The 25812-nt window shown below is 69.8% G+C and carries 20 protein-coding genes; 9 read left to right on the forward strand and 11 right to left on the reverse strand.

Going from position 1 to position 25812, the window contains the following annotated elements; genetic code table 11:
* Positions 1 to 27 precede the first annotated feature (27 nt).
* On the forward strand, positions 28 to 1626 hold the full coding sequence (locus tag FVP77_RS14010; RefSeq protein ID WP_187266946.1) for an ABC transporter substrate-binding protein: 1599 nt from the start codon (positions 28 to 30) through the stop codon (positions 1624 to 1626).
* Between the two features lie 63 nt (positions 1627 to 1689).
* Here FVP77_RS14010 and FVP77_RS14015 read toward each other — a convergent pair whose 3' ends face one another.
* Positions 1690 to 2766, reverse strand: a complete 1077-nt coding sequence (locus FVP77_RS14015; RefSeq protein WP_147895187.1) for a zinc-dependent alcohol dehydrogenase — start codon at positions 2764 to 2766, stop codon at positions 1690 to 1692.
* 148 nt (positions 2767 to 2914) lie between these two features.
* On the opposite strand from FVP77_RS14015, the gene FVP77_RS14020 reads away from it, so the two are divergent.
* Genes FVP77_RS14020 through FVP77_RS14035 form a run of 4 tightly spaced genes read left to right on the forward strand, consistent with a single transcriptional unit; the run spans position 2915 to position 6722 of the window.
* Positions 2915 to 3469 (forward strand): UGSC family (seleno)protein, encoded by a 555-nt coding sequence (locus FVP77_RS14020; protein WP_147895188.1) that lies wholly within the window; start codon positions 2915 to 2917, stop codon positions 3467 to 3469.
* Positions 3466 to 4530 (forward strand): hypothetical protein, encoded by a 1065-nt coding sequence (locus tag FVP77_RS14025; protein ID WP_147895189.1) that lies wholly within the window; start codon positions 3466 to 3468, stop codon positions 4528 to 4530. The genes FVP77_RS14020 and FVP77_RS14025 overlap by 4 nt, the downstream gene beginning before the upstream one ends.
* 39 nt (positions 4531 to 4569) lie before the next feature.
* Entirely contained in the window at positions 4570 to 5412 is an 843-nt protein-coding gene (locus FVP77_RS14030; protein WP_147895190.1) for an SDR family NAD(P)-dependent oxidoreductase, read from the forward strand.
* Positions 5409 to 6722 (forward strand): phenylacetate--CoA ligase family protein, encoded by a 1314-nt coding sequence (locus tag FVP77_RS14035; protein WP_147895191.1) that lies wholly within the window; start codon positions 5409 to 5411, stop codon positions 6720 to 6722. The genes FVP77_RS14030 and FVP77_RS14035 overlap by 4 nt, the downstream gene beginning before the upstream one ends.
* Before the next feature lie 81 nt (positions 6723 to 6803).
* On the opposite strand, the gene FVP77_RS14040 is transcribed toward FVP77_RS14035, so the two are convergent.
* The gene (locus FVP77_RS14040) at positions 6804 to 8159 is read right to left on the reverse strand and encodes an MFS transporter (protein WP_147895192.1); all 1356 of its coding nucleotides are present in this window, start codon (positions 8157 to 8159) and stop codon (positions 6804 to 6806) included.
* Positions 8156 to 8608 carry a MarR family winged helix-turn-helix transcriptional regulator gene (locus tag FVP77_RS14045; RefSeq protein WP_246134121.1) on the reverse strand — a complete coding sequence of 151 codons (453 nt, stop codon included), beginning with the start codon at positions 8606 to 8608 and terminating at the stop codon, positions 8156 to 8158. The genes FVP77_RS14040 and FVP77_RS14045 overlap by 4 nt, the downstream gene beginning before the upstream one ends.
* An 82-nt stretch (positions 8609 to 8690) precedes the next feature.
* Here FVP77_RS14045 and FVP77_RS14050 point away from each other — a divergent pair, with 82 nt between their 5' ends.
* Positions 8691 to 9536, forward strand: coding sequence for an alpha/beta fold hydrolase (locus FVP77_RS14050; protein WP_147895193.1), 846 nt, complete (start codon positions 8691 to 8693; stop codon positions 9534 to 9536).
* A gap of 85 nt (positions 9537 to 9621) precedes the next feature.
* On the opposite strand, the gene FVP77_RS14055 is transcribed toward FVP77_RS14050, so the two are convergent.
* The 3 genes from FVP77_RS14055 to FVP77_RS14065 form a co-directional block, all read right to left on the reverse strand.
* Positions 9622 to 10626 (reverse strand): sugar phosphate isomerase/epimerase family protein, encoded by a 1005-nt coding sequence (locus FVP77_RS14055; protein ID WP_147895194.1) that lies wholly within the window; start codon positions 10624 to 10626, stop codon positions 9622 to 9624.
* Positions 10627 to 10685: 59 nt separating this feature from the next.
* A complete protein-coding gene (locus FVP77_RS14060; RefSeq protein WP_147895689.1) occupies positions 10686 to 11828 on the reverse strand; it encodes a Gfo/Idh/MocA family protein in 1143 nt (380 codons plus the stop codon).
* Between the two features lie 97 nt (positions 11829 to 11925).
* Entirely contained in the window at positions 11926 to 12975 is a 1050-nt protein-coding gene (locus tag FVP77_RS14065; protein ID WP_147895195.1) for a substrate-binding domain-containing protein, read from the reverse strand.
* 203 nt (positions 12976 to 13178) lie between these two features.
* On the opposite strand from FVP77_RS14065, the gene FVP77_RS14070 reads away from it, so the two are divergent.
* From FVP77_RS14070 to FVP77_RS14080, 3 genes are all read left to right on the forward strand, one after another.
* Positions 13179 to 14765 carry a sugar ABC transporter ATP-binding protein gene (locus tag FVP77_RS14070; protein WP_147895196.1) on the forward strand — a complete coding sequence of 529 codons (1587 nt, stop codon included), beginning with the start codon at positions 13179 to 13181 and terminating at the stop codon, positions 14763 to 14765.
* Positions 14762 to 15814, forward strand: coding sequence for an ABC transporter permease (locus FVP77_RS14075; protein WP_425463143.1), 1053 nt, complete (start codon positions 14762 to 14764; stop codon positions 15812 to 15814). Before FVP77_RS14070 ends, FVP77_RS14075 begins: the two co-directional genes overlap by 4 nt.
* Positions 15815 to 15912: 98 nt before the next feature.
* The gene (locus FVP77_RS14080) at positions 15913 to 17100 is read left to right on the forward strand and encodes an ROK family transcriptional regulator (protein ID WP_147895691.1); all 1188 of its coding nucleotides are present in this window, start codon (positions 15913 to 15915) and stop codon (positions 17098 to 17100) included.
* Positions 17101 to 17319: 219 nt separating this feature from the next.
* Here the strand turns inward: FVP77_RS14080 and FVP77_RS14085 are convergent, their stop codons facing one another.
* The 5 genes from FVP77_RS14085 to FVP77_RS14105 form a co-directional block, all read right to left on the reverse strand.
* Positions 17320 to 18462, reverse strand: a complete 1143-nt coding sequence (locus FVP77_RS14085; protein ID WP_147895197.1) for a COG1361 family protein — start codon at positions 18460 to 18462, stop codon at positions 17320 to 17322.
* Between the two features lie 78 nt (positions 18463 to 18540).
* Positions 18541 to 19809: an autotransporter outer membrane beta-barrel domain-containing protein gene (locus tag FVP77_RS14090; protein ID WP_147895198.1), complete on the reverse strand. Its 1269-nt coding sequence runs from the start codon at positions 19807 to 19809 to the stop codon at positions 18541 to 18543.
* An 18-nt stretch (positions 19810 to 19827) separates the two neighbouring features.
* Complete coding sequence (locus FVP77_RS14095) at positions 19828 to 20835, reverse strand: sugar phosphate isomerase/epimerase family protein (RefSeq protein WP_246134123.1); 1008 nt, start codon at positions 20833 to 20835, stop codon at positions 19828 to 19830.
* Between the two features lie 86 nt (positions 20836 to 20921).
* Positions 20922 to 21941: a sugar phosphate isomerase/epimerase family protein gene (locus tag FVP77_RS14100; RefSeq protein ID WP_246134124.1), complete on the reverse strand. Its 1020-nt coding sequence runs from the start codon at positions 21939 to 21941 to the stop codon at positions 20922 to 20924.
* Positions 21942 to 22031: 90 nt separating this feature from the next.
* On the reverse strand, positions 22032 to 25544 hold the full coding sequence (locus FVP77_RS14105; protein WP_147895199.1) for a PQQ-dependent sugar dehydrogenase: 3513 nt from the start codon (positions 25542 to 25544) through the stop codon (positions 22032 to 22034).
* Positions 25545 to 25812 lie beyond the last annotated feature (268 nt).

The raw sequence follows: 25812 nt of genomic DNA on the forward strand, positions 1-25812 counted from the left end.
CAGACACCTGCAGAGAGGCAGAGAAACGTGCTCAACAAACGCAACCGCACCTGGGGGGTGCTCGCCGCGATCGCCACGGTCGGCCTGGCGCTGACCGCCTGCTCCGGCTCCACCGACGGGGGAGGTGCATCGGGCTCCGACGAACGCATCTACGTGCAGGCGCTCGCCGCCGACCCGCAGAGCTTCAACGCGCAGCTGACCAACGGCGCCTCGCCGTCGGCCTTCAGCGCGCAGATCCTCGACACCCTCATCCGCATCTCCGACACGTACGAGCTGTCTCCGGGCCTCGCCGAGGAGTGGGAGCTGAGCGACGACGGAAAGCTCCTCACCCTGACGCTCCGCGAGGGTGTGACCTGGCACGACGGCGAGCCGTTCACCGCCGAGGACGTGAAGTTCAACCTCGACGAGATCGTCGAGCTGCAGACGTTCGGCGCGGCCCTCGCCGCGCGGTTCGAGTCGGTCGACATCGTCGACGAGCGCACGGTCGAGGTGCGCCTGACCGAGACGTACGGGCCGATCCTCGAGACCCTGGCCGTGCAGTACATGCTGCCGGCGCACATCTACGAGGGCACCGATTATGTGACGAACCCCGCGAACATGGCGCCGATCGGAACCGGACCCATGATGTTCGGGTCGTTCCAGTCGGGCTCCGAGGTCATCCTCGAGAAGAACCCCGACTACTGGGACGGCGAGGTGCTCGTCGACCGAGCCATCTACCCGATCATGAGCGATCCGAACAGCCGCGCACTCGCGCTCTTCGCCGGAGAGGTCGACCAGGCCGGCCTCGACCCCGCGCAGCTGTCGCAGGCCGACGGTCGGAACGACATCAGCCAGATGAGCGGCGGGTCGTTCCCTCAGGTCATCACCATGATGTTCAACGGCGTGGGGGGCAAGCTCGATGACCCCGAGCTTCGCAAGCTCGTCTACGCGGCCCTCGACCGCACCGAGATCGCCGATGTCGCTCTCGGCGGACGAGGGACCCCCGCCGAGACCTTCTTCCCGCCCGAGCTCGACTGGGCCGTCAACGACGACATCGACTTCGCAACGGACTACCCGCACGACGTCGACGCCATCAACGACGCGCTCGACGACGCCGGGTACCCCGTCGGCCCCGACGGTTCGCGCTTCACGCTCAACACCCGCTACATCACCGAGCTCAGCGAGGTCGGATCGACGGCCGAGATGGCGGCGGCGCAGCTCGAGCGGGTCGGCATCACGCTGAACCTCGTCGGGTCGGCCTCGGCGGTCTTCACCGAGAAGGTGTACACCGAGAGTGACTTCGACATCGCCTTCCTGCGCTCGACGCTGGGGTCGGACCCGAGCAACGGCATCGTGCGCTGGTACGCCTGCAACCCCGACAAGCTGGCGGCGTCCAACCCGTCGGGAATCTGCGACGACGAGATCATGGCGGCGGCGTCGGCCGCCCTCGCGTCGACCGATCGGGAGGTGCGCGGAGAGGCGTTCCGCGATCTGCAGGAACGCGCGGGAGAGCTCATGATCTACGCGCCCGTCGCGTGGTACACCGGCTGGCTGCCGCTGCTGAACGATTCGCGCTGGCAGGGCGTGGACGAGCGGATGCCGGCGACGAACCTCACCCCGTGGACGTCCATGACACTGAAGGGCTGACCCGCCGCACGCAGAAGCGCCCGTCCCGATCGCGGGGCGGGCGCTTCTGCGTGTGCGGGCGGGTCAGGGGATCATGCTGACGTGCACGCTCGGCTCGTCATCGACGCGCCCCGCGAGCACCTCGATGGCGCGCGCGGCGTCGTCGAGACCGAAGGTGTGGGTGCTGAGCGAGCCGAGGGGGTAGGCGCCCGACTCGATGAGCGCGATCGCCTCGCCGATCGCGCGACCTTCGACCCCTCGCGCACCGATCACGCGCAGGCCCTTCTGCACGATGCGGTCGGTGACGATCTCGATCGACGCACCGTGCTTCAGGCCCGCGAGCACGACGGTCCCGCCCATGCGGGCGACGTCGAGGCTGTCGCGCACCGGCTGGGCCGCGTTGGGCGTCAGGTCGAGCACCACATCGGCGCCCCGCCCGCCCGTCACCTCGGCGATGCGCTCGACCGCGTCTTCGCGCTCCACGTCGATCGTGGTCTCCACTCCGAACCGGCGGGCGAGCTCCAGCTTGTGCGCATCGCGGGTGAGGCCCGTGGCGATGACGTGCGCGGCGCCCACCGACAGGGCAGCGATGGCGGCCGCGATGCCCCGCTGTCCCGCGCCGAAGACGACGACCGTGTCGCCCTCCTTCACGCCGCCGAGGTGGTTCGCCCAGCGGAACCCGGCGGCCAACGGGTTGTACATGGCGGCCTCGACGAAGGGCACGTCGTTCGAGATGCGGTGCATGACGGAGTTCGGGTGGAGGTACATGTACTCCCCGAAGCCGCCCGTCAGCGCACTCCCCGGTACGGGACGGTAGCCGTACGCACCGACGGAGTCCTCGCACGAACTGAAGACGCCGGCGACGCACTGCCGGCACCGGTGGCACGGGACCACTACCTCCACCGCCACGCGGTCGCCCTCCGCGACCCCCCACCGCCGCGCGGCGTCGGCGCCGATGCGGTCGATGACCCCGACGGGTTCGTGTCCGGGAACGAGTCGGCCGAACCTCCCTCCCGTCGTGACCTGTTCGATGTCGCTTCCGCAGAGGCCGTTGACCTCGACTCTCAGGAGGGCGTCGTCCGCCGAGATCTCGGGGAGCGTCACCTCTTCGATCTCGAATCGACTCGGTCCGCTCAAGAACGCGGCGCGTGCTGTCGTCATGGGTGTTCCCTCCATCGGTCGTCGTTGACATCTCGACGCTAAGAGGCAGGATGCGGCGGAAGATCCGCCATTCCGCGGTGTGGAAGCGCCGCCCGGCCGCTGAGGAGCCCGCGTCATAGTGGTGCCAGTTCTACGAGGAGGTACTCCCATGGTTGCGATCATCGATCCCACGGCGCGGCACCAGGTCGGTGCATCCGCGGCCGCGGCCGCGGCCCCCCGGCCGAACAGCCTCGCGGGGCTGCGCATCGGTCTGCTCGAGAACACCAAGCGCAATGCCGACGGCATCCTCGCGGCGCTCGGGGCCGAGCTCGCCGCCCGGAACGATGTCGATTCGCTGGTGCATCTCACCAAGACCGTGTTCGCGATGCCGCTGCCCGTCGACCTCGTCGAGGAGCTCATCAACGAATGCGATGTGGTCGTAGTCGGAGTCGGCGACTGCGGGTCGTGCAGCGCCTCGGCCGTCGCCGACGGGATCGCACTGGAGCGCATGGGGATTCCGACCGCCGTCATCTGCACCGATTCGTTCGTCGCGCCGTCGCAGGCGATGGCGGGGCTGAAGGGGGCGCCGGAGTTCCCGTTCCTCCAGACGGCTCACCCGATCGCGAACCTCAGTGACACGGGCGTGGAGGAGCGGGGGCGCTCTCTGGCGGCCGCGGTCGAAGCCCGCCTGCTGGGCGACCGCGTACCGGCACTCGCGTCGTGACCGGCTTCGTCGGGACCGAGTCGCCCGTCGACGCTCCGACCGCGCAGCTCGACCCGGAGGGCGCTCGAGACGTGACCGAGCACCTGCACAGCCAGGGGTGGACCGATGGTCTGCCCGCGGTGGCCGCGACCGACGACATCGTCGCCCGGTTCCTCGCCGAGACCGATCGCGACCCCGACGACATCGTCGGCAGGCACCCGCAGCTCGAGCGCGAGGTCACGGTGCGCGACGTCGCCGTCAACGCCGTCATGGCCGGCTGCCTGCCCGAACATCTGCCGCTCGTGCTCGCCGCGTGGGACGCTCTGTCGTCCGAGCGCGCCGCCCTCGGGGGAGGGTGGCAGAGCACGAGCGGTCCCGGTCCGCTGCTGATCGTGAACGGTTCGATCCGGCAGCGTCTCGGCATCGCCTCGGCCGGGGGCGCGCTGGGCCCGGGCTTCCGGGCCAACCTCAGCGTGCCCCGCGCGATCGGCCTGACCGTGCGCAACGGATTCGGCATACGGCCGCGCGAGCTCGAACAGGCGACCCTCGGCGTGCCCGGTCGGTGGAATCTCTGCATCGGGGAGAACGAGGAAGAGAGTCCGTGGGAGCCCCTGTCGGTCGAGCTGGGTCACGCGCCCGGTGACGACGTGGTCTCCGCGACGCTGGTCCGCGGGTTCGAGCTCGTGGACAATCGCAGCTTCACCTCCCCGGAGGACGTGCTGGGCGACCTCGTCGACACCGTGCAGCGCTCCGGCGCGCTCATCGGCCCCCACAGCCCGACCGGACTGCTCCTCAACCCCGAGCACGCGCGTCTGTTCGCCTCCGCCGGCATGAGCAAGCAGGACGTGCGCGAGTGGATCACCACCCGAGCGGGCAAGACCGAGCGCGAGCTCGCGGCCGTCGGCAAGGGGCTGAACGGGCGCGGCGACCGCACGTTCGAGCCCGACCACTTCCATCGCACGATCGCGGGATCGTCGGTGGGGCAGTTCCCGATCGTGGTGGCAGGCTCGTCGAACGCGGCGATGTCGCTGGTCTTCCGGGTGCTCGGTGCCTGGTCGGGCCTCGCCTTCCCCGTGCGCTGAGCACGGCGCCGACATCCATCCCTGCAGAGAGGCAGCGACATGAGCGAAGAGAACTGGCCTGTTCCGGTCGGCGACCCGTTGGCGACGGCCTCGGCCCCGTGGCTCGAGGGCAAGGTGGCTCTGGTCGCCGGCGGCGGACTGAGCGGGCCGGAGGGCGGGGTGGGCTTCGCCCTCGCCTGGCTGTGCGCGCGCAGCGGCGCCCGCATCGCCGTGCTCGACCGCGACGCCGCTGCGGGAGAGCGCACGGTCGCAGCGATCCGCGAGACCGGCGGCACGGCGGAGTTCTTCGAGGTGGACGTCACCGATGACGCGTCGGTGAAGACGGCCGTGGATGCTGCGGCCGCGCACTTCGGACGCATCGACGTCGTCGCGGACTCGATCGGCGGGGGCGGCACGCAGCCGATGTTCGACGCGACGCCGGAGGAGTTCGAGCGGGGGATGATGCTCAACTTCACCGCGGTGTGGTTCGTGCTGCGGCACGCTCAGCGCCATATGGACCGCGGGGGCGCGATGGTGACCATCTCGTCCGGGGCCGCAGAGGGGCGCGGGCCCGGGATGTCGTACTCGTTCGCGAAGTCGGCGCTCGAGAAGATGTCGACCGGGGCCGCGGCGAGTCTGGCTCCTCGCGGTATCCGGGTCAACTGCGTGCGCGTGGGCATGATCTGGGGTGCGTTCGCCGCCCGCGGCCTGTCGGCCGAACAGCGACAGGTGCGCGCCGACAACGTGGCTCTCAAGACCGAGGGCAACAACTGGGACATCGCGTCGGCGGCGTTCTTCCTCGTCACCGAGCAGGCGCGCTGGATCACCGGCCAGGTGGTCACGGTCGACGGCGGCGGCTTCGCGCCTCGCAACATGGGCCAGGCCGGAAGCGCGAAGAAGTGACGGCCGGCGCTGCGGGCGCGAGCTGGGAGTCGACGCAGGCGGCGCAGCTGGAGGAGTTCGGCCCCCTGCTCGCCCGGCTGGGCAGCCACGACGCGTGGGCGGCCCGCATCGGCGGCGCCGCCGCTCCCTCCCGCCTCGACGACCTGCTCGCGCTGCCCTTCACGACGAAGGAAGACCTGCGTGCGGCGCAGGCCGAGCGCACCCCCGAGCACCCGCTGGGCGCGTTCCAGCTCGTCGACACGCGTCGGCTGGCGCAGGTGACGAGCTCGTCGGGCACCACCGGCGCCCCGACGTACTTCGGATTGACGGACACCGACGTTCGCCGCTGGAGCGCCCGGATCGGCGATGCCTATCGCACCGCCGGGGTCACGCCCGGATCGGTCGTCGCGCTGACGACGGGGATGGCGATCGTCGCCGGCGGCCTGCCCTACGCCGACGGCATCCGCGACGCGGGCGGCGCTCTCGCGTGGATCGGCGGCCAGACCACCGGGCGCATGGCGCTGGGGATGCAGCGGCTCGGCGTCGACGTCCTGGTGGCCACCGCCTCGTTCGCGGCGCACTTCGCCGAGCGGTGCGAGCAGGAGCTCGGGGTATCGGCTCGCGAACTCTCGGTGCGCACCGTGATCGCGGGTGGCGAACCCGGAGCCGGTGTACCGCACATCCGCCGCGCCATCCTCGATGCCTGGGGCGCCACCCGCGTCAGCGAGTTCATGGGTCTCGGCGACATCCTCCCCGCGATGTGGGCCGAATGCGAGGTCGGCCGCGGCATGCACTTCACCGCCGCCCCCGACGTGTTCGTCGAGCTCATCGACCCCGTCACCCTCGCGCACGTGCCGTGGGAGACCGGCGCCACGGGCGAGGCGATCTACACGACCCTCCGGCGCGAGGCGTCACCGGTGCTGCGGTTCCGGTCTCGCGACCAGCTGCAGATCACCGCGGTCGACTGCGCCTGCGGGCGTGCGACGCCCACGATGCGCTGCGTCGGACGCACCGACGACATGCTGATCTACAAGGCGATGAACGTCTACCCGTCGGCGATCCGCGAGGTGGTGCTGGAAGCAGCATCCGGTGTGCTGTCGGGCACCATGCGCATCCGCAAGGTCGACGAGGCGCAGGTGCGCTTCGACGAGGACATCCCGCTCGAGGTCGAGCTGCGGGAGGGCGTGGACGCCGCCGACGCTGCCGAGGCGCTGAGTGCGGCGTCCGCGCTGGTGCGCGACCGCCTGCGCGTCCGCGTGGCGATCGAGCCGCTGCCCGTGGGTGTCATCCCCGTCAGCGACTACAAGAACGCGCTGGTCTACACGCGCTGACCCGGCGAGAGCGCCCGTTACCGCCGAGCGTGCGCGTTCTCTCGGCCTCTCTCGGCGGAAGCGGGCACTTTCGACGTCGCGTCAGCGGTGGGGAGCGGACTCGCCGGATCGCGGCAGCGGGATGGCCGTGGTGCCGGCGACCTCGTCGCTGAACTCCTCGGGGACGGGCTCGGGCACGACCTCGATCGGGCGCGTCTCGTCGAGCGTGAGCGCGAAACGCCGGCTCTCGTGGCGATGCACACGGCCCGAGAGGAGGGTCCACGTGACGCCGATCCCGCAGGCGACGAGCGCGGCGATCGCGGCGACGAGGATGGCCGCGCGCGGCCCCCACTCCGAGGCGATCCATCCGACCACGGGAGCACCGACCGGGGTGCCGCCGAGGAGGATCGCCATGTAGAGCGCCAGCACACGGCCGCGGAGGGCGGGGTCGGTCGTGGTCTGCACGTACCCGTTCGCCGTGGTGAGCATCGTGACGACCGAGAAACCGACGAAGACGAGGGTCACGGCGTACAGCAGGTAGCTCGGAGCGATCGACGAAGCGAGCATCGCGACCCCGAACCCGCCGGCGGCGACGACCACCAGCCGCAGTCGCGCGCGTTCCCGACGTGCGGCGAGGAGCGCGCCGGTGAGCGAGCCGATCGCGAGGACCGAGCTGAGAAGGCCGAAGCCGTCGGCGCCCTGGCCGAACTCGAGAGCCATGGTGGACGCGAAGATCGGGAAGTTCATGCCGAAGGCCCCGAGAAGGAACACCATCACGAAGATGACCACCAGGTCGCCGCGCTTGCCGACGTAGCGGATCCCGTCGGCCAGGCGCGAGCTGCCGCGCATCTTCGGACGCGGCACGAGCTCGTGCGGGCGCATGATCGCGAGGGCTGCGAGCATCCCGACGAAGGTGAAGGCGTTGACGAGGAACACCCATCCGCTGCCGATCAGCACGATGAGCACACCGGCGACGGCCGGCCCGATGAGACGCGCGGTGTTGAACGACGCCGCATTCAGGGCGACGGCGTTCGATGCGTTCTCGCGCGCGACGAGGTCGGAGACGAACGCCTGGCGCGCCGGGTTGTCGAACGCGGTGACCACGCCGAGGGCGAGGGCGAAGCCGTACATGAGCGGCAGGGTCATGACGCCCGTGAGCACGAGGATGCCGAGAGCGACCGCCAGCAGCAGCATGACCGTCTGCGTCACCATGATCAGGCGGCGGCGGTCGAAGCGGTCGGCCACCCAGCCGGTCACCCCCACCAGCAGCAGGGGCGGCGCGAACTGGAGCGCCATCGTCACGCCCATCGCGCCGGCGTCGCCGTCGGTGAGCTGGGTGAGCACGACCCAGCTCTGGGCCGTCGACTGCATCCACGCCCCGATGTTCGACACGACGGCGCCGATGAACCACACGCGGTAGTTGAACACCGCGAACGATCGGAACATCGAGGAGCTCATCGGTCCGCCAGCCTCTGCATGATCTTCGCGGCGCGGGCGAGGGTCGCGCGCTCGTCGGCGGGGATCTCCGCCAGCGCCCCCTCGAGCCACGCGTCGCGGCGGCGGGCCGTCTCGACCACGACGGCGCGACCTTCGTCGGTCAGATCGAGGGTGATCTTGCGTCGATCGTCGAGCGAGGGGGTGCGGCTGAGCAGCCCCGACTCCTCGAGGCTGTTGACGGTGCGGTTCATCGACGGCGCGGTCACCCGCTCTCGCGTGGCGAGCTCGGCGAGCGTGTGCGGACCGAAGACCTTCAGGGCGGCGAGCACGGCGAACTGGCCGTCGCTCATCGTGTCGACCGCGCGCTGGGCGCGGAGGCGACGAGCGAGCCGGAAGGTCGCCATCCGGAAGTCGGATGCTGCGGCGCCGAGATCGCTCGGGGGTTCAGGGGGAGTGGTCGAGTCGTTCATGCAGTGCTTAGCATAACTTATTAGTCGAGCTAAGGGTAGGTCCGACGCCGGCGCAGATCCCCTCCCCGCTAGGCTCGGCGACATGCCCGAGTTCGCCGATGCACACGGCGTCGCGATCGTCTACGACGTCCATCCCGCCGATCGGCCCCGTGCCGTCGTGCAGCTGCTGCACGGCGTCGGTGAACACGCCGGGCGCTACGCGGCACTCGTCGACTCCCTCGTCGCCGAGGGCTACACCGTGTACGCGGACGACCACCGCGGCCACGGCCGCACCGGCATGCGCCAGCACGGCGGCGATGCCGCGAAGCTCGGCCGGCTGGGGCGCGGCGGGCACCGCGCGGCGGTGGACGCGGTGCGGATGCTCTCGGAGCGCATCCGCGACGAGAACCCCGATCTGCCGCTCGTGCTGGTGGGTCATTCGTGGGGATCGTTCCTCGCGCAGATCCTGGTGAACCAGCATCCCGACCTCTACGACGCCCTCGTCCTCAGCGGATCGGCCTTGCGCTGGCCCGGATCGCTCAACGCCGGCAACCTGAACGCGGCGTGGAAGGCCGAGGGGGCGACGGGCACGGAGTGGCTCTCGTCCGACCCCGACGTCGGACAGGCGTTCCTCGACGACCCGCTGACGACCTCGGTGCCGTTGCTGAAGCTCTTCGGCCCACTCGATGCCGCACGGCTGTTCGGGCGCCCCGCCCGCGACCTCCGCGACATCCCGGCCCTGCTGATGGTCGGGCGCGAGGACTCGGTCGGCGGGCCCCGCAGCGTGCACAAGCTCGCCGATGCGTACCGCACGCGTTCCGGTCTCACCGACGTGACGACGCTCGTGTACCCCGACGCCCGGCACGAGATCTTCAACGAGCTGAACCAGGCCGAGGTGCGCGCCGACCTCCTCGCCTGGCTCGCGCCGCGCTTCCCCGCCCGCGCCTGAGGCCCGCCGCGGGCGCCCGCCGAGGCGGCTGCACGCAACACGGGCCCGACCCCCGGGCTGGGGAGTCGGGCCCGTGGCGTCGGGGCTACTTCGTGCTGAAGGCCGAGTCGAAGGCCGCGGCCGACGGCTCGTAGCTCGAGAGGCGGCGGACGAAGCCGAGGGCCTCGGGTGCGCCGACGAGGCGGTCCATGCCGGCGTCCTCCCACTCCACCGACAGCGGTCCCTGGTAGCCGATGGCGTTCAGCATGCGGAAGGCGTCCTCCCACGGCACGTCGCCGTGGCCGGTGGAGATGAAGTCCCAGCCGCGGCGCGGGTCGGCCCACGGCAGGTGCGAACCGAGGCGTCCGTTGCGGCCGTCGACGAGGCGCTTCTTCGTGTCCTTGCAGTGCACGTGGTAGATGCGGTCCTGGAAGTCCCAGAGGAAGCCCACCGGGTCGATGTCCTGCCACACCATGTGCGACGGGTCCCAGTTCAGCCCGAACGCCTCGCGGTGGCCGATTGCCTCGAGGGCGGCCTTCGTGGTCCAGTAGTCATAGGCGATTTCCGACGGGTGCACTTCGTGGGCGAACCGCACGCCGACCTCGTCGAAGACGTCGAGGATCGGGTTCCAGCGGTCGGCGAAGTCCTGGTAGCCGGCGGCGACCATCTCGGCGCTGGCGGGCGGGAACATCGCGACGTACTTCCAGATCGACGAGCCGGTGAAGCCGGTGACCGTCTTCACGCCGAGCTTCGCGGCCAGGCGTGCGGTGTTCTTGAGCTCCTCGGCGGCGCGCTGCCGCACGCCCTCCGGGTCGCCGTCGCCCCAGACGCGGTCCGACACGATGTCGCGGTGGCGCTGGTCGATCGGATCGTCGCAGACGACCTGGCCTTTGAGGTGGTTCGAGATCGTCCACACCTTCAGGCCGTTGCGCTCGAGGACGTCGAGCTTGCCCTGCACGTAGGCGTCGTCGTCCCAGCGCCACGGGTCGAGGTGGTCGCCCCAGCAGGCGATCTCCAGGCCGTCGTAGCCCCATTCGCCCGCGAGGCGGGCGACTTCCTCGAAGGGCAGGTCTGCCCACTGGCCGGTGAAAAGGGTGATCGGTCGCGCCATCGCGGTGTCCTTTCGTCGGTACTCGGAATCGCCTGAGGAGGCGGAGGAGGAGAAGTCGGTCAGTCGACGGCCGTCCAGGCGCTGTCGGCGTTCGAGCTGCGCTCCACCGCGTCGAGGACGCGCTGCACGTGCAGGCCGTCGGCGAACGACGGCGTAGGGGCGGAGCCCTCGGCGATCGCCTCGACGAAGTCCTTCGCCTGGTGGGAGAAGCCGTGCTCGTAACCGAGCATGTGACCGGCGGGCCACCAGTTGCCGACGTACGGGTGGCCGGGCTCGGTGACGAGGATGCGGCGGAAGCCCTGCTCCTCGGCCGGTGCCGTGGCGTCGTAGTACTCGAGCTCGTTGAGGCGTTCGAGGTCGAACGAGAGCGCGCCGGTGGAGCCCGCGATCTCGATGCGCAGGGCGTTCTTGCGCCCGGTGCGGAAGCGGGTGGCCTCGAAGGAGGCGAGGGCGCCGGAGGAGAGCCGGCCGGTGAAGAGGGCGAGGTCGTCGACGGTGACCGCGCCGCGCTCGGCGGTCGCGGTGCCCGAGAGCCCCGACGACTCTCCGAGGAGCGGCCGCTCGGAGACGATCGTCTCGAGGATGCCCGAGACGCGCGAGACGCTCTGCCCGGTGATGAACTCGGTGAGGTCGACGGCGTGGGCGCCGATGTCGCCCAGGGCGCCGGAGCCCGCACGGTCCTTCTGCAGGCGCCAGGTGAGCGGCGCCTCGGCGTCGCTGAGCCAGTCCTGCAGGTACTCGGCGCGCACCTGGCGGATCTCGCCGATGCGTCCGGCGGCGACGAGGTCGCGGGCGAAGGTGGCCGCGGGGACGCGGCGGTAGGTGAAGCCGACCATCGAGCGGACTCCGCGCGCGGCGGCGCGCTCGGCAGCATCCGTCATGGCCTCCGCTTCGGCGACGGTGTTGGCCAGCGGCTTCTCGCACAGCACGTGCTTGCCGGCGTCGAGCGCGGCGATCGCGATCTCCGCGTGGGTGTCGCCGGGGGTGACGATGTCGACCACGTCGATGTCGGGGCGCTCGATGACCTCGCGCCAGTCGGTGGCAGCCTCCGACCAGCCCCAGCATTCGGCGGACGTCCGCGTGCGCTCGAGATCGCGGCCGACGAGCACCGACATCTCGGGTTGCAGGGGGAGTTCGAAGAAGCGAGGAGCGACGCGCCATCCCTGGGAATGAGCGACACCCATGAAACCGGCGCCGATCATTGCGACGCGGAGGGGCTTGGTCAAGGCAAAAGTCTTTCTCTAGACAGCGGGTGAAAGGTGGGGGCACCCGGATGACGGGTGCCCCCACACGATCAGATCAGGACTCGAAGGAGAGGTCGATGAACTGCGCGACGTTCTCCTTGGTCACGACGGGCGCGTCCAGAACGATGCGGTTCGGAACGCTCGGCGTGATGAGGTCGCCCGCGGTCTTGCCCTGTGCGATGAGGCGAGCGAGGGCGATGCCGTCCGCGGCCTGGGTCGACGGGTAGATGACGGTGGCCTTCAGCACGCTGTCATCAGCCTCGATGGCCTCCATCGCGTTGCGGCTGCCGGCGCCGCCGACCATGAAGAACTCGTCGCGACCCGCGGCGGAGATCGCCGCGAGGACGCCGATGCCCTGGTCGTCGTCGTGGTTCCAGATGGCGTCGATCTGCGGGTTGGCCGACAGCATCTGCGAGGTGGCCGATTCGCCGCCCTGCACGGTGAAGTCCGCGGCGACGCGGGGTCCGACCTCGAGGCCGCAGTCCGACAGCGCGTCGGCGAAGCCCGCGGAACGGTCCTGCGTCAGCGGCAGCGAGTCGATGCCGGCGATCTCACCGATGACGGCGTCGGAGTTTCCGCCGAGCTCGGCACAGATGTAGGTACCGGCGCTGACGCCCATGCCGTAGTTGTCACCGAGCACGGTGGAACGCGCGGCGAACGGGCTCGAGAACTCGCGGTCGACGTTGATGACCGGGATGCCGGCCTCCATCGCCTTGATCGCGACCTCGGTCAGAGCAGCGCCGTCGCTGGGGAGGAGCACGATGGCGTCGACGCCGTCGTTGATGAACGTCTCGACGGCCGCGATCTGCGCGGTGACGTCGTTGGTGCCCTCGGCCTGGCGGAGCTCGACGTCGGGGAAGCTCGCCGCTGCGGCGAGTGCGCCCGAGTTGATGGCGCCGAGCCATCCGTGGTCGGCCGCGGGTCCGGAGAAGCCGATGACGACCGTGTCGCCGGCTTCGGCGTTCTCTTCGGTCGTGGTGCCCTGGTCGACGACGTTCTCACCCTCGGTGGCACCGCCGGTGCAGCCCGCGAGAAGTCCGACGCTGGCGAGAAGCGCGACGCCGGTGAGAACCAGGCGAGAGCGCGACTTCAGGATTGTGCGCATGTTCTTTCCTCCTTGAATGTGATGCAGCTTGGGCCAGCGTGCTCTCGGGAGTTCCATACGAAGGAGAGGTCCACGCTGACGAGCATCACCGTAACAGAAGTGACGGTCGGTTGGGCAACTTTTGTTATCCGACGGTTATAAGTTCTGTTGCCCTGTCAACTGGCGCGCAAACCCGCCCTCGCGTGCGCGCGGGTGGTCTCTGCATGCTCCGCGCATCGGCATGCGGGAAAGGGTCGCGCGCTGGTGCGGTGTCGTGTTATGTTCGCCCGGTGATCAAAGTTGACCATCAGTCGTCATTACTCCAGGTACGGGATGTAACGAAGTCCTTCGCCGGCGTTCGGGCGTTGCGCGGAGTCGATCTCGACATCGCACCGGGTGAGGTGCACTGCGTGCTGGGGCAGAACGGTGCGGGTAAATCCACCCTCATCAAGACCCTCGCCGGAGTCCATCGCCCCGACGGCGGAGAGATCCGCTGGCGCGGCGAGGTCGTCGAGATCCCGACGCCCGAGGCAGCCATCGAGCTGGGCATCGCCACGATGTACCAAGAGCTCGACGTCGTCGACGGCCTGACCATCGCGGAGAACATCTTCCTGGGCCACGAGCTGGCGCGCGGGGGCTTCACGAAGCGTTCGGAAGCGGCCAAGCAGACGCGGGCGCTTCTGAAGCGTCTCGGGCACTCCAACCTCTCGCCGCATGCGGAGGTCGGGTCCCTCAGCGCCGCCAACAAGCAGATCGTCAGCATGGCGCGTGCGCTCTCGCACGACATCAAGCTCATCATCATGGACGAGCCCTCCGCCGTGCTCGACACCGAAGAGGTGAAGAACCTCTTCCACGTCGTGCACGAGCTCACGTCCGAGGGCATCGCGGTGGTCTACATCACGCACCGCCTCGAGGAGATCCGCCAGATCGGCGATCGCATCACCGTCTTGAAGGACGGCCGCACGACCGCGGTCGGCCTGTCGGCGGCCGACACACCGACTCCCGAGCTCATCCGACTCATGACGGGCCGCGAGGTCGCGAACATCTTCCCGCCGCGCATCCCGGTGCCGGCGGATGCGGCGACCGTGCTCGACGTGCGGGACCTGGCTCTCGACGGCGTCTTCGAAGACGTGTCCTTCACCGTGCGAGCGGGCGAGGTCGTCGGACTGGCCGGCCTCGTGGGTTCGGGGCGCTCCGAGATCCTGGAGACGGTGTACGGCGCGCGGAAGGCGACCAACGGATCGGTGAAGGTCGGCGACAAGGCCCTGAAGAAGGGGTCGGTCGTCGACGCGGTCAAGGCCGGCATCGGCCTGTCGCCCGAGGAGCGCAAGAGCCAGGGGCTCGTGCTCGACGAGCCGATCTTCGTGAACATCACGCTGGCATCGATGAAGAAGTTCACCAAGGGCGGCTTCACCGACGACCGCTCCGCTCGGAAGACCGCGCTCGAGCAGATCGAGGCGTTCGAGTTGCGGCCGGCCGACCCCGACCGCGCCGCGCGCACCCTCTCGGGCGGCAACCAGCAGAAGATCCTCCTCGCCCGGTGGCTGGTGCACGGAACCCGTGTGCTGCTGCTGGACGAACCCACCCGTGGCGTCGACGTCGGCGCCCGGGCCGAGATCTACACCCTCATCCGTGATCTCGCCGCCGCCGGCAACGCCGTCGTCGTCGTCTCCAGTGAGATCGAGGAGGTGCTCGGTCTCGCCGACGTCGTCCTCGTCGTCGCCGACGGCCGCATCCTCCGTACCCTCCCGTCCGACCAGATCGACGAGCACGGAGTGCTCGACCTCGTCATGAAAGGATCCGCCGCGTGAGCGAGCAGATGTCCCCCACCGGGTTGCGAAGCGCCCCTCCCGAGACCGCGGCGACGCCCGTGGACTCTCCTCAGCCCGCATGGCGTCGCGCCCTCTCCGGACCCGTCGGCCGCAACCTCGGTCTCGTCGTCGCGCTCCTGGTGATCGTGATCGTCGGAGCCATCACCGCGCCGACGAGCTTCATGTCCGTCGACAACATCCTGGTCATCCTCCGGCAGGCGTCGATCTTCGGCGTCGTGAGCATCGGTATGACGCTGGTCATCATCGCCGGCGGCATCGACCTCTCGGTCGGATCGGTTCTCGGACTGGCCTCGGTCGTGGCCACCCTCGCCGCGGTGCAGGACCTCGCCGACAACCTCCACTGGGTCTTCATCGTGATCATCGCCCTCGCGGTCGGTCTCGGCGCGGGCCTGATCAACGGCATCGTCATCGCCTACGGCAACGTCGTGGCGTTCATGGCGACCCTCGCCATGCTGGTCGGCGCCCGCGGTCTGGCAGAGATCCTCGCCGACCGTCGCACCCTCATCGTCAGCGATCGCGGATTCATCAGCTTCATGAACGCCGACTTCCTCGGCGTCGACGTGCTCATCTGGATCTTCGTGCTGGTCGCGGCGCTCGGGTGGATCCTCCTCAACCGCACCACGTTCGGTCGCCGTACGGTCGCCATCGGCGGCAACCGCGAGGCCGCGCGCCTGGCTGGTATCAATGTGCGCCGTCACACGATGTGGCTCTACGCCCTGTCGGGCCTGTGCGCCGGCATCGGTGCCGTGATGATCCTCGGCCGCACGACCGCCGGAAGCTCGACCAACGGCACGCTCCTCGAACTCGACGCGATCGCGGCGGTCGTCGTCGGCGGCACGCTGCTCGTCGGTGGACGCGGAACGATCACGGGCACGGTCTTCGGCGTCCTCATCTTCTCGACGCTGACGAACGTGTTCGTGCAGAACAACCTGTCGTCGTCGGTGCAGGCGGTGGCGAAGGGCGTCATCATCGTGGTCGCGGTGCTCCTGCAGCAGCGCTTCGCGCGGCCGTCCGGAAAATCGAGCTGAGGCGAACATGTATCGACGGCGGCCATGCTTCTGCGTGGCCGCCGTCGACTTAACGGCTCACCGATAGCATCTAGTGATCTACTGAGGGCGTGGCAAGAATGACAACGGACTCGACACAGTCTGTGACAGGCGTGAGCCAGCTCTTCCAGCTGCTCCGCGACGGGGTTCCCCGCACGCGCGCCGAGCTCGCGAAATCGACCGGGCTCGCGCGCTCCACGGTCGCGGTGCGCGTGGACGAACTCATGCGCATGGGCCTGATCACCCCCGTCGCCGACGGTGTCTCCACCGGCGGACGCCCGCCCTCGCAGTTCGCCATCAACCCCGCGGCCAAGGTCGTCGTGGCCGCCGACATCGGCGCGTCCCACGCGACCGTCGCCATCACCGATCTCACGGGTCAGGTGCTCGACGAGCACTCCGAGGAGCTCGACGTCGCGCTCGGCCCCGAGCCCGTGCTCACCTGGCTCATCCAGAGCGCCACCGCTCTGCTCACCGCATCCGGCCGTACCGTCGGCGACGTCGCCGCGATCGGCATCGGCGTGCCCGGCCCCGTCGAGCACTCCACCGGCCAGCCGGTGAACCCCCCGATCATGCCCGGCTGGGACCGCTTCGACATCCCCGGCTGGATCCAGCAGCACCTGCCGATGCCCGTGCCCGTGCTCGTCGACAACGACGTGAACATCATGGCTCTCGGCGAACGCGCCGTCGCCTGGCCCGGCGTCGACCACATCATGTTCGTGAAGGTCTCCACCGGAATCGGCACCGGCATCATCTCGGGCGGCGAGTTGCAGCGCGGCGCGCAGGGCATCGCCGGCGACATCGGACACGTCCAGGTCGCCCGCGGCGCGAACGTGCCCTGCCAGTGCGGAAACCGCGGGTGCCTCGAGGCGCTGGCCTCCGGTCCCGCGATCGCCCGGGCGCTCCGCGAGCAGGGCATCGATGCGCACACCGGCAGCGACGTCGTCGACCTCGTCAAGCGCGGCAACATCGACGCCATCCAGGCGGTGCGCCAGGCCGGACGCGACATCGGCGAGGTGCTCACGACCTGCGTCAGCCTGATGAACCCCTCGATCATCGCGATCGGCGGATCCATGGCGCGGGTGGGGGAGCATCTCATCGCCGGCGTCCGGGAAGTCGTCTACACGCGTTCCACCCCGCTGGCCACCGAGTACCTCTCGATCGTGCAGTCGATCGCCGCCGATCGAGCCGCCGTCCTCGGCGCCAGCATGCTCGCGGTCGAGCACGCGCTCTCGCCGGAAGCCCTCAGCAGCGGCTTCATCGCGTCCTGAGGCCCCGGCGCCGCATCCCGCGGATCTTCCTCTTGGGAGGAGATCGCGGTGTCTGAGCAGCGCCTCGGCGAATCCGATCCTCGGAAGCGGGATGTCCCCTCCGAGGCGCACGGGCCCGGGGAACGGCTGTGCTCGCGCGTGGGGACGGCGGGCCGTACATGGTGCACCTGCGGCGCGGAGTGTCCCTCCCCGCGCCGCAGGTGTGTCTGGTGGGCCCGCTCAGGGCGAGCCGGGCGTCGCGCCGCTGCCGGCGGGCACGGGGGCCGTGGCGTCGGTCGGCTCGGACGTGGCGAGGTCGGCCTTCGCCGCCGCGACGGCGTCGTCGATCGCACGCTGGTGCTGGGCCTTGGCGCGCTTGTGCGCCCGGATCCGCCAGAAGACCAGAGCGGCGATGACCAGGACGATCGCGAGCACCGTCCACGGGACGGCCGCGGTGGCCGCCGATCCGTTCGAGACGAGCGGCTCGGGCAGCACGGCGTCGGTGGTGATGCCGGGGGAGACGACCGTCGACGTCGCGGTGACGTCCGCGGTGAGCAGCGCGAGCGGAGGCACCGAGGCCAGTTCGACGGTGCGCTCGATGGAGCTGCGGGGGAGGAGGTCGGGGACCTCCTCGACGGCCGTGACCGGGGCCCACCCGAAGGGGCCGGCGACCGACACGTCCACGTCGGGTGAGAGGCGCGTGTTGCCGTCGTTGACGAGCGTGTAGGTGACCGTTGCCGCCCCGCCCTCGATGGGGTTCGCGGTGCCGTGGTAGTCGACGGAGACGTTCGTCACGGAGAGGGCGGGCGCGAGGTCGCCGAGGACGCGGAGATGGATGCGGGAGCCGAGGCGCCGCTCGGTGATCGTGCCGTCGTCGCCCGTGACGAGCATGGAGGCGACGACGCCTGCGGCGTAGTCGCCCGGAGAGGCTTCGGCGGGAACCGCCACGGTGAAGGGGATCTCGACCGTCTGTCCGCTGGCCAGGGTCAGCTCGGGGACGTCGATGTCGACCCAGCTGCCGAGTTCCGTGGAGGGCTCGCCGCCGGCGAGGATGTCGAGGGTTCCGTCGGCGGTGAGGAATCCGTCGGCCGCGTAGATGCCGAGGTCGATCGGATCGACGCTGCGGTTCGTCACGATGAGGGCGTCGCCGACGGTGCCGCCCGGGGCGAGCTCGTAGGCGAAGTTGGGGCGGCCGGTGCCCTGAGCGGTGTCGGCCGGGCGGACGCTCCACGACACGGTCGTCTCGTACGAGGGGTCGGCGGTGGTCTGTGCGAAGGAGGCGGCGCCGGGGGCGGTCAGGGCCAGGAGGAGGCCGAAGACGACCGCGAGGAAGCCGCGGTGCCGACGAGGAAGAGGGGAGGGGGACAGGATCGCCTGGGACATGGCGGGGGCTCGCTTTCGGGAAAAGGGATCCCGCCCCGGCCGGCGACTCGACGTCGCCGACCGGAGCGGGAGGGGTGATCAGCCGAGGACAGTCAGCGTGACCGTTGCGGTGTAGGTGCCGCGGGGGGTGTCGAGCGGAAGCTTCAGCTCGAGGTCGGCGCCGACGAGCGACGAGCCACGGGTGTGGCCTGCGTCCGCCTGTGCCAGCGTGCGTGCCACGGAGAGTCCGTCGCCGCTGTCGAAGCCCGAGGGGACGGCGGGGCCGGCGACGGCTCCACCCTCGGATTCGAGCACCTCGGGCGTCCAGCCGAGGTACTTGCTCGAGACCGCCGCGCCGCCCGCGGTGAAGTCCGAGACCTGCGCGGTGATCGACCACGCCGGGTTGTCACGACGCGTGTCCTGGATGCGGATCGGAACGATCTCGCCATCGGCGAAGTAGTGGTCCAGACGCTCCTCGGCCACACCGAGGTCGACCAGGTTGGACGTGCCCTCGAGCGACCAGGTCAGCTCTCCGTCGCCCTGCTCGGGGACGGTGACCGCGATCGACTGGTCGCCGTCGGCCTGCCCGGGCGCCTCGCCCGTGTAGTCGCCGGTGACCGAGCCGGTGAGGACGCCGGTGCCGAAGGCCGCTGCGGGGGTGTTGCCGTCGAGGGCGATCCCGCCGTACACCGTCGTCGACGCGACCCGGAGGTTCGCGGTGTTGCCGGTGAGCGAGAGGCCGCCTCCGATGGTGTTGCCGAACGAGTCGGCCACGCCGTCGGCGTCGGCGCCGATGAGCACGTCGCGCGAGCTGCCGCTCACCGAGACACCGCCCTTGACGATGGCGCCGTAGACCGAGACGCCGTAGTCGGAGCCGTCGATCGAGACGTCGCCGTCCACCGAGGTGCGCAGGAGGTCGACGTACGTGGCCGCCAGGGTGTTCAGCGAACCGGCGACGGTGCTGTCGGTGACCTCGACATCGATGCCGCCGGCTTCGACCGACCCGCCGACCGCGAGGTCGTTGAGGTAGAGGAAGCCGCCGCGGGTGTCGGCCGAGTAGGCGACGATGTCGCCGGCGACGCTGGTGCCGTCGATCGACACGCCGTAGGCGTCGGTGGCGATGACGTCGCCGGTCACGGTGACCGATGTGGCGTCGAGCCAGCCGTCGGCCTCGACGATGATGTCGCCCTCGACGGTGCCGCCGCCGATGATGCAGTCGACGCCGGCCGGGACGGTCAGGGTGCCCGTGACGGTCTGGCTGCCCAGGTCGCCGGAGCAGGTCAGGTCGGCCGCGTAGGCGGGGACCGCGACGACGCTGCCTCCGACGACCAGGAGCGCGACAGCAGTCGCCTTTGCAATGTTCTTCATGAAGGTTTCCTTGATCTTTCAGCCGCGCAGCGCGGCGATGGCGTCGTAACTGCGGTCGGCATTCGCAAGCGAGTTGCCGCCCGGATTCACTGGAACGGTGGAGGCGTTGTCCTGCTCGAAGAGCCCGTAACGCTGCCCGCGGTCGCTCAACTGCGAGAGGAACGCGGTGTAGTCGATGTTTCCCGCACCGAACTCGACGATGTCGTAGCCGTTGGAGCTCGCCGGGTTGAGCTTTCCGTCCTTGAGGTGCACGAGGGGGAATCGGCGGGGGGCGCGCTTGATGTAGTCGATCGGCTCGAAGCCGGGGAACAGGTGCTTTCCCACGTGGGCCCAGTAGATGTCCATCTCGAAGAAGACCGTCTCGGGGTTGAACTCGTCCCACAGCAGGTCGTAGATGCGCTCCTGGGTATCGGAGGTGATCGCGAACTCGCCCTGATGGTTGTGGATGTAGAGCTTGATCCCCTGCGCCTTGGCCTTCTCGCCCATGGCGTTCCAGGTCTGGGCGGCCGCGCGCCAGTCGGTCGAGAGCACGCCACGGGCGATCCCGCCGCCCTGGCCGAGGTGCGGCATCCCGAGGATGTTCGCGATCTCCAGCTGCTGGTCGATGTTGCCCGGGTTCAGCGTGGCGTGCGATCCGACGGCGCGGAGCCCGTTGTCATCGAGCAGCTGGCGGATCTCCGCCGGCGTGATGGCGCCGATCTGCCCCTGCGTGTAGCCGGCGAACTCGACTTCCGAATAGCCGATGTTGGCGAGCTCTTCGAAGACCGCGCGGAAGCCCAGCGAGCTGACCTTGTCGCGGATCGTGAAGAGCTGGATGCCGATGCGGTTGACGGGGACGAGGCGCTTGCCGCCGCTGACGGTGGGAAGCGCGGCCTTGGTTCCGAAGGCGGATGCTGCGGAGGCAGCCGGGGCTGCCGCAGCGCCGACGCCGACGGCGACGGATGACGCCGCCAGCGCCTTCAGTAGCGTCCGACGGCTCATCGGCTGGGCCGATACCGTCGGATGCGCGTGGTCGTGGTGACTCATGACTCTCCTTTGAGGTGGGCGCCCCGCCGACGGGTTCGGCCGGGCCTGGTGAAGGGGGAACGTCTCCGGTGCTGCGAGGCGCGGTCTCAACCGCGCAGCGCGGCGATCTTGTCGTAGCTGCGGTCGGCGTTCGCGAGCGAGTTGCCCGGGTTGACCGGGACGGTCGAGGCGTTGTCCTGCTCGAAGACGCCGTAGCGCTGGCCGCGGTCGCGGAGCACCGAGAGGAACGCCGTGTAGTCGATGTTGCCGGCGCCGAACTCGACGATGTCGTAGCCGTTGGTGTTGGCGGTGTTCGTCTTGCCGTCCTTGAGGTGGAGGATCGGGAAACGACGCGGATCGCGCTTGATGTAGTCGATCGGCTCGACGCCCGGGTAGAGGTACTTGCCGACGTGCGCCCAGTAGACGTCCATCTCGAAGAACACGAGGTCGGGGTCGAAGCCGTCCCAGAGCAGGTCGTAGACGCGCTCGTTCGTGTCGGTCGTGAAGTTCCACTCCTGGGAGTGGTTGTGCGCGTAGAGCTTGATGCCGGCGGCCTTCGCCTTGGCGCCCATCGCGTTCCACGCTGCGATCGCGGTGGTCCACTGCTCCTTCGGGAGCGGTCCGCCGTAGCCTCCGGCGATGGGTCCGCCCTGGCCGAGGTGCGGCATCCCGAGCACATTCGCGATCTCGAGCTGCGCGTCGATGTTGCCCGCGTTCAGGTTGACGTGAGCACCGACGGCGCGCAGACCGTTGTCGTCGAGCAGCTGACGGATCTGAGCCGGGGTGATGGCGCCGATCTGCCCCTGCGTGTAGCCGGCGAACTCGACCTCGGAGTAGCCGATGTTGGCGAGCTCTTCGAAGACCGCGCGGAAGCCCAGCGAGCTGACCTTGTCGCGGATCGTGTAGAGCTGGATGCCGATGCGGTTGACGGGGACGAGGCGCTTGCCGGCCGTGACGGTCGGGAGGGCGGCCTTGGTGCCGAAGGCGGATGCTGCGGAGGCGGCCGGGGCTGCCGCGGCGCCGATGCCGACGGCGACCGACGATGCCGCCAGCGCCTTCAGCAGGGTCCGACGGCTCATCGGCTGCGCCGACACCGTCGGGTGCGCGTGATCGTGGTGGTGACTCATGACTCTCCTTCGAGGTGGGTCCGCCCGGGGGGCCCGGGGGCGGCCGGGGTGGTGAGGGGCCGCACCGGAGTGCGACCCCTCACCGAGCTGCTACTTCTGGACGGTCAGGCTGGCCGTCGCCGTGCTCTTGGCGACGCCGGTCGAACCGTCGTACGCCGCCTGCACCTGGTAGGTGCCGACCGTGCTGAGCTTCGGCAGCGTCACGGCGACGTCGCCTTCCGCGTTCAGCGTGCCGCTGACCGTTGCGACGACCGCACCGTTGCGACGGACCGTGACCGTGGCGGTTCCCGACGGGGCGATGCCCGTCGAAGACTCCACGGAGATGGTCGCGGTCGCAGCCACTGCCGGCTTCACCGGGTTCGGTGCGACGACGACCTCGGTCGTCGAGCGTGCCTGCGACACGATGAGGCGGCCCGTTCCCGCGGAGGTCTTGAAGACCTCGTCGGCCCCGTAGGTGGCACGCAGGGTGTGCGTACCGACCGGGAGGTCCTGCGGGAGCGTGATGGTCGCCTTGCCCTCGGCATCGAGCGTTCCGCGCCCGACCTCGGTCGTGCCCACGGAGAGCACGACCTCGCCGGTCGGCACGCCGCCCTCGCCCGTGACCGCCACGACGACGTCGCCAGGGGCGCCGTAGGTGGCGCGCGGCGAACCGAGCGTGACCAGCGTGCGGCTGTCGACCGTCGGCTCGTTCGGAGCGTCGAGATCGATCGTGAACGACACCGAGCCCACCTGCGACACGTTGCCGCCGGCGTCGGTCGCCCGGTAGCGGAGGTCGTAGACACCGTTCGTCGAGAACGTCGCAGCGTACTGCTGGTTCGCGGTGAGGGTGGTCCACGTCGCCCCGTTGTCGCGCGAGTACTGCACGCTCTGGAGCGCACCGTTGTCGACCGGCTGGAGCGCGAAGCGCACCGGCACGTTGTAGACGCCGCCGACGCCGGCAGGAGCTGCCGGAGCGAGGGTGTGCGTCACCGTGGGAGGTGTCACGTCGCCTACGCCATTGCCGACCATCTTGATGGAGTCGACCGCGAGCTCGTCGGCCGAGGTGACGAACAGTGCGCCCGTCCCCTCAGGAGCGTCGAACGTGATCGAGACGTCCTGCCAGCCGGAGCCGCCGGGGATGGTCGCGGTCGCGAACGGAGCCGCGTCGGCGGCGCCCCAGCGCAGCTGGACCTGTCCGCCGCCGTTGGCGCGGACGACCGCTCCGTCGATGCCCGAGAAGTTCACGGGATCGTACTTGAGGAAGTCGCCGGCACCGAGGCCACGGATGGCGTTGCCGCCCGAGGCCGCCGAATCGGCGTAGTTGACGACACCCTGGCGCTGGATGGCGTGCTCGGCCTCCTGCGTCTTCGGGTTCAGGCGGATCGTGGCTTCACCCGTCGCCGGCGGCAGGCCGTTCGCGCCCTTGTCGGTGTAGGTGATCACGACGGCGCCGTAGAGGAGCGCGCCGGGCCCGTGCTCGGGCGAGTTCGGGTCGGTGCGGAACGAGCCGGTGCAGCCGGTTCCCGAAACCTCGGGGTGGGCGTGCTCGTCGTGGCCGAGACCGTAGGTCCAGGCGACCTTGGTGCAGTCGGTGGCGGTGCCGTCCTCAGCATCCGTCGTCGTGACCTTGAACGGGACCGCCTGGCCCCAGTCGAAGAACGCACCGTTGCCGGGGAACTCGACCTGGATCTCCGGCGCCTGGTTGCCGACGGAGATCGTCTGCGACGTGAGGCTGAACTTGCCCTGCGGGTCGGAGACGCGCAGACGAGCGGTGTAGTTCGCGATGGTGGTGTAGGTGTACGACGTGGTCACGCCGGTGGCGTCGAACGTGCCGTCACCGTCGAAGTCCCACTCGTAGGTGAGCGCTCCGCCCTCGGGATCGGTGGATCCCGAAGCGTCGAACTGCACGGTCAGCGGAGCCGTCGACGAGGAACGCGGGGTCGCCGTGTACCGCGCCTGGGGCGACTTGTTGCCCGCGACGTAGTCGATGCGGTACAGGCCCGCGTCGGGGTTCGCGCGGAAGAATCCGTCGCCGTAGTCGAGCACGTACATCGAGCCGTCGGGCCCGATCTCCATGTCCATGGGGTTGTCGTGACCGGTCTGGCCGTTCGCCGCAGCGGCGGCGTTCGGGAAGAAGTCCTCGATCGCGGTGACGTCGAAGGAGTCCCAGTCGACCGTGAACGCGGCGATGTAGTCCTGCGAGAACTCGCCCATGAAGGCCTTGCCGTCCCAGTGCTGGGGGAGCTTGGTCGTCGAGGGGTTGGACTCGTCGTAGTGGTAGACCGGTCCGCCCATGGGGCCCTGGCCGGAGCCGGTGCCGAAGTTGACCAGCTCGTCCCACGGCTGGTCACCGGGGTTGTCGCCGTAGTAGAGCGTCGCTGCGCGTGCGGCGGGGAGCTCGGTCAGGCCGGTGTTCCAACGCGATTCGTTGACCAGGTTCTCGGGGTCGAAGAAGGCGCCGGGCGTCGCCGTGGCGAAGTCCCAGTCGTTGTACGCGAAGTTGTCGGCGTGCACGTAGGGCCAGCCGGCGTTGTGCGGATCGTCGAGGCTGACGACGTTCCACTCGACGAAGCCCATCGGGCCGCGACCCGCGGTGGCGGCGACGGCCTTGGTGGCGTCGGGGCCGTAGTCGCCCCAGCTGAGGGAGTTCGTCTCGGGGTCGACCTCGATGCGGAAGGGGTTGCGCACACCCATCACGAAGATCTCCGGGCGGGTGAGCTCGGTGCCGGGGGCGAAGAGGTTGCCCTCGGGGATCGTGTACGAGCCGTCCTGCTCGACGTGGATGCGCAGGATCTTGCCGCGCAGGTCGTTGGTGTTACCCGCGCCACGACGGGAGTCGAATCCCGGGTTCATGCCGGGAGCGTCGTTGTTCGGCGCGAATCCGTTGGCACCCGGGGTGCTCGCCGGTGTGTTGTCACCGGTGGAGAGGTAGAGGTTGCCGTCGGCGTCGAAGTCGATGTCCGCTCCGACGTGGCAGCACTGACCGCGCTGAACCTCGACGTCGAGGATGGTCTGCTCGCTCGCGAGGTCGAGGCTCGAGCCGTTCCAGGTGAAACGGGAGAGGCGGTTCACGCCCACCCACTGGTCCCAGTACGACTCGTCGGCGCCCGCGGGCAGGCTGTTCGGGGCGTTGCCGACCGGGGTGTCCACGGCGCCGTCGCCGTCGGCGTCGATGGGCGAGTAGACCAGGTAGACCCAGTTGTTCTCTTCGAAGTCGGGGTCGAGCGCGACCGTCTGCAGGCCGTCCTCCGAGTTCGCGTACACGGGGATCGTGTTGACGACCTTCGTCACGCCCGTGGCGGGGTCGGTCAGGCGGACGTCGCCGTTGCGCGCGGTGTGGAGGACCTTCGAGTCGGGCATCACCGCGAGGTCGATGGGTTCGCCGACGTTCTTTGTCAGCAGCACCTTCTCGTAGTTCGACCAGTCGAGGGCGGCTGCGGTGTCGCCGGGGGTGGTGACGGGGGGAGTGGTGCCCGGCTCTTCCGTGCCCGGGGGGTGGTCTACGCCGTCATGGGCGGACGCGGGCAGAGCGCCCGCGCCCAGGGCCGTCAGCGCGAGGGCGCCGATGGCGAAAGAGGCTACGGCGCGCTGGCGCCGGCCCTGCCGCCGGGAAATAAGATTCATCGTGAAACAGCTCCTGTTTTGCGAGTTCGAGTTGTTTTCACCGGGTCGTCACCAGCCGGTCCAACGGCTTCTCGTGGCGGCCCGGGCCTAAGCCCGCGCGGAGTCCTCCGCGCGCCATGTCCTCCACTCCTCGTCGAGTTGGGGCAGGCCGGATGCCGCGGTACGCAGCGAAGCGAACCGTGAGGCCTGCGGGGGGTCGAGTGCTCGGTCCGTCCATGGAGCGAGCTGCTCAGTCGTCATCATGTCGGATGTTCGGCCAGCGGTCAAT

It is taken from the genome of Microbacterium hatanonis (assembly GCF_008017415.1).
In the GTDB taxonomy this organism is placed as follows: domain Bacteria; phylum Actinomycetota; class Actinomycetes; order Actinomycetales; family Microbacteriaceae; genus Microbacterium; species Microbacterium hatanonis.

Excerpts from the sequence above, each read along its gene's own strand:
- FVP77_RS14055 (WP_147895194.1), bottom strand. The coding sequence starts at position 10,626 with ATGGCGCGACCGATCACCCTTTTCACCGGCCAGTGGGCAGACCTGCCC.
- FVP77_RS14040 (WP_147895192.1), bottom strand. The coding sequence starts at position 8,159 with ATGAGCTCCTCGATGTTCCGATCGTTCGCGGTGTTCAACTACCGCGTG.
- FVP77_RS14050 (WP_147895193.1), top strand. The coding sequence starts at position 8,691 with ATGCCCGAGTTCGCCGATGCACACGGCGTCGCGATCGTCTACGACGTC.
- FVP77_RS14015 (WP_147895187.1), bottom strand. The coding sequence starts at position 2,766 with ATGACGACAGCACGCGCCGCGTTCTTGAGCGGACCGAGTCGATTCGAG.
- FVP77_RS14030 (WP_147895190.1), top strand. The coding sequence starts at position 4,570 with ATGAGCGAAGAGAACTGGCCTGTTCCGGTCGGCGACCCGTTGGCGACG.
- FVP77_RS14065 (WP_147895195.1), bottom strand. The coding sequence starts at position 12,975 with ATGCGCACAATCCTGAAGTCGCGCTCTCGCCTGGTTCTCACCGGCGTC.
- FVP77_RS14105 (WP_147895199.1), bottom strand. The coding sequence starts at position 25,544 with ATGAATCTTATTTCCCGGCGGCAGGGCCGGCGCCAGCGCGCCGTAGCC.
- FVP77_RS14060 (WP_147895689.1), bottom strand. The coding sequence starts at position 11,828 with ATGATCGGCGCCGGTTTCATGGGTGTCGCTCATTCCCAGGGATGGCGC.
- FVP77_RS14090 (WP_147895198.1), bottom strand. The coding sequence starts at position 19,809 with ATGAAGAACATTGCAAAGGCGACTGCTGTCGCGCTCCTGGTCGTCGGA.
- FVP77_RS14095 (WP_246134123.1), bottom strand. The coding sequence starts at position 20,835 with ATGAGTCACCACGACCACGCGCATCCGACGGTATCGGCCCAGCCGATG.
- FVP77_RS14070 (WP_147895196.1), top strand. The coding sequence starts at position 13,179 with ATGCTCCGCGCATCGGCATGCGGGAAAGGGTCGCGCGCTGGTGCGGTG.
- FVP77_RS14085 (WP_147895197.1), bottom strand. The coding sequence starts at position 18,462 with ATGTCCCAGGCGATCCTGTCCCCCTCCCCTCTTCCTCGTCGGCACCGC.
- FVP77_RS14020 (WP_147895188.1), top strand. The coding sequence starts at position 2,915 with ATGGTTGCGATCATCGATCCCACGGCGCGGCACCAGGTCGGTGCATCC.
- FVP77_RS14100 (WP_246134124.1), bottom strand. The coding sequence starts at position 21,941 with ATGAGTCACCACCACGATCACGCGCACCCGACGGTGTCGGCGCAGCCG.
- FVP77_RS14045 (WP_246134121.1), bottom strand. The coding sequence starts at position 8,608 with ATGAACGACTCGACCACTCCCCCTGAACCCCCGAGCGATCTCGGCGCC.
- FVP77_RS14080 (WP_147895691.1), top strand. The coding sequence starts at position 15,913 with ATGACAACGGACTCGACACAGTCTGTGACAGGCGTGAGCCAGCTCTTC.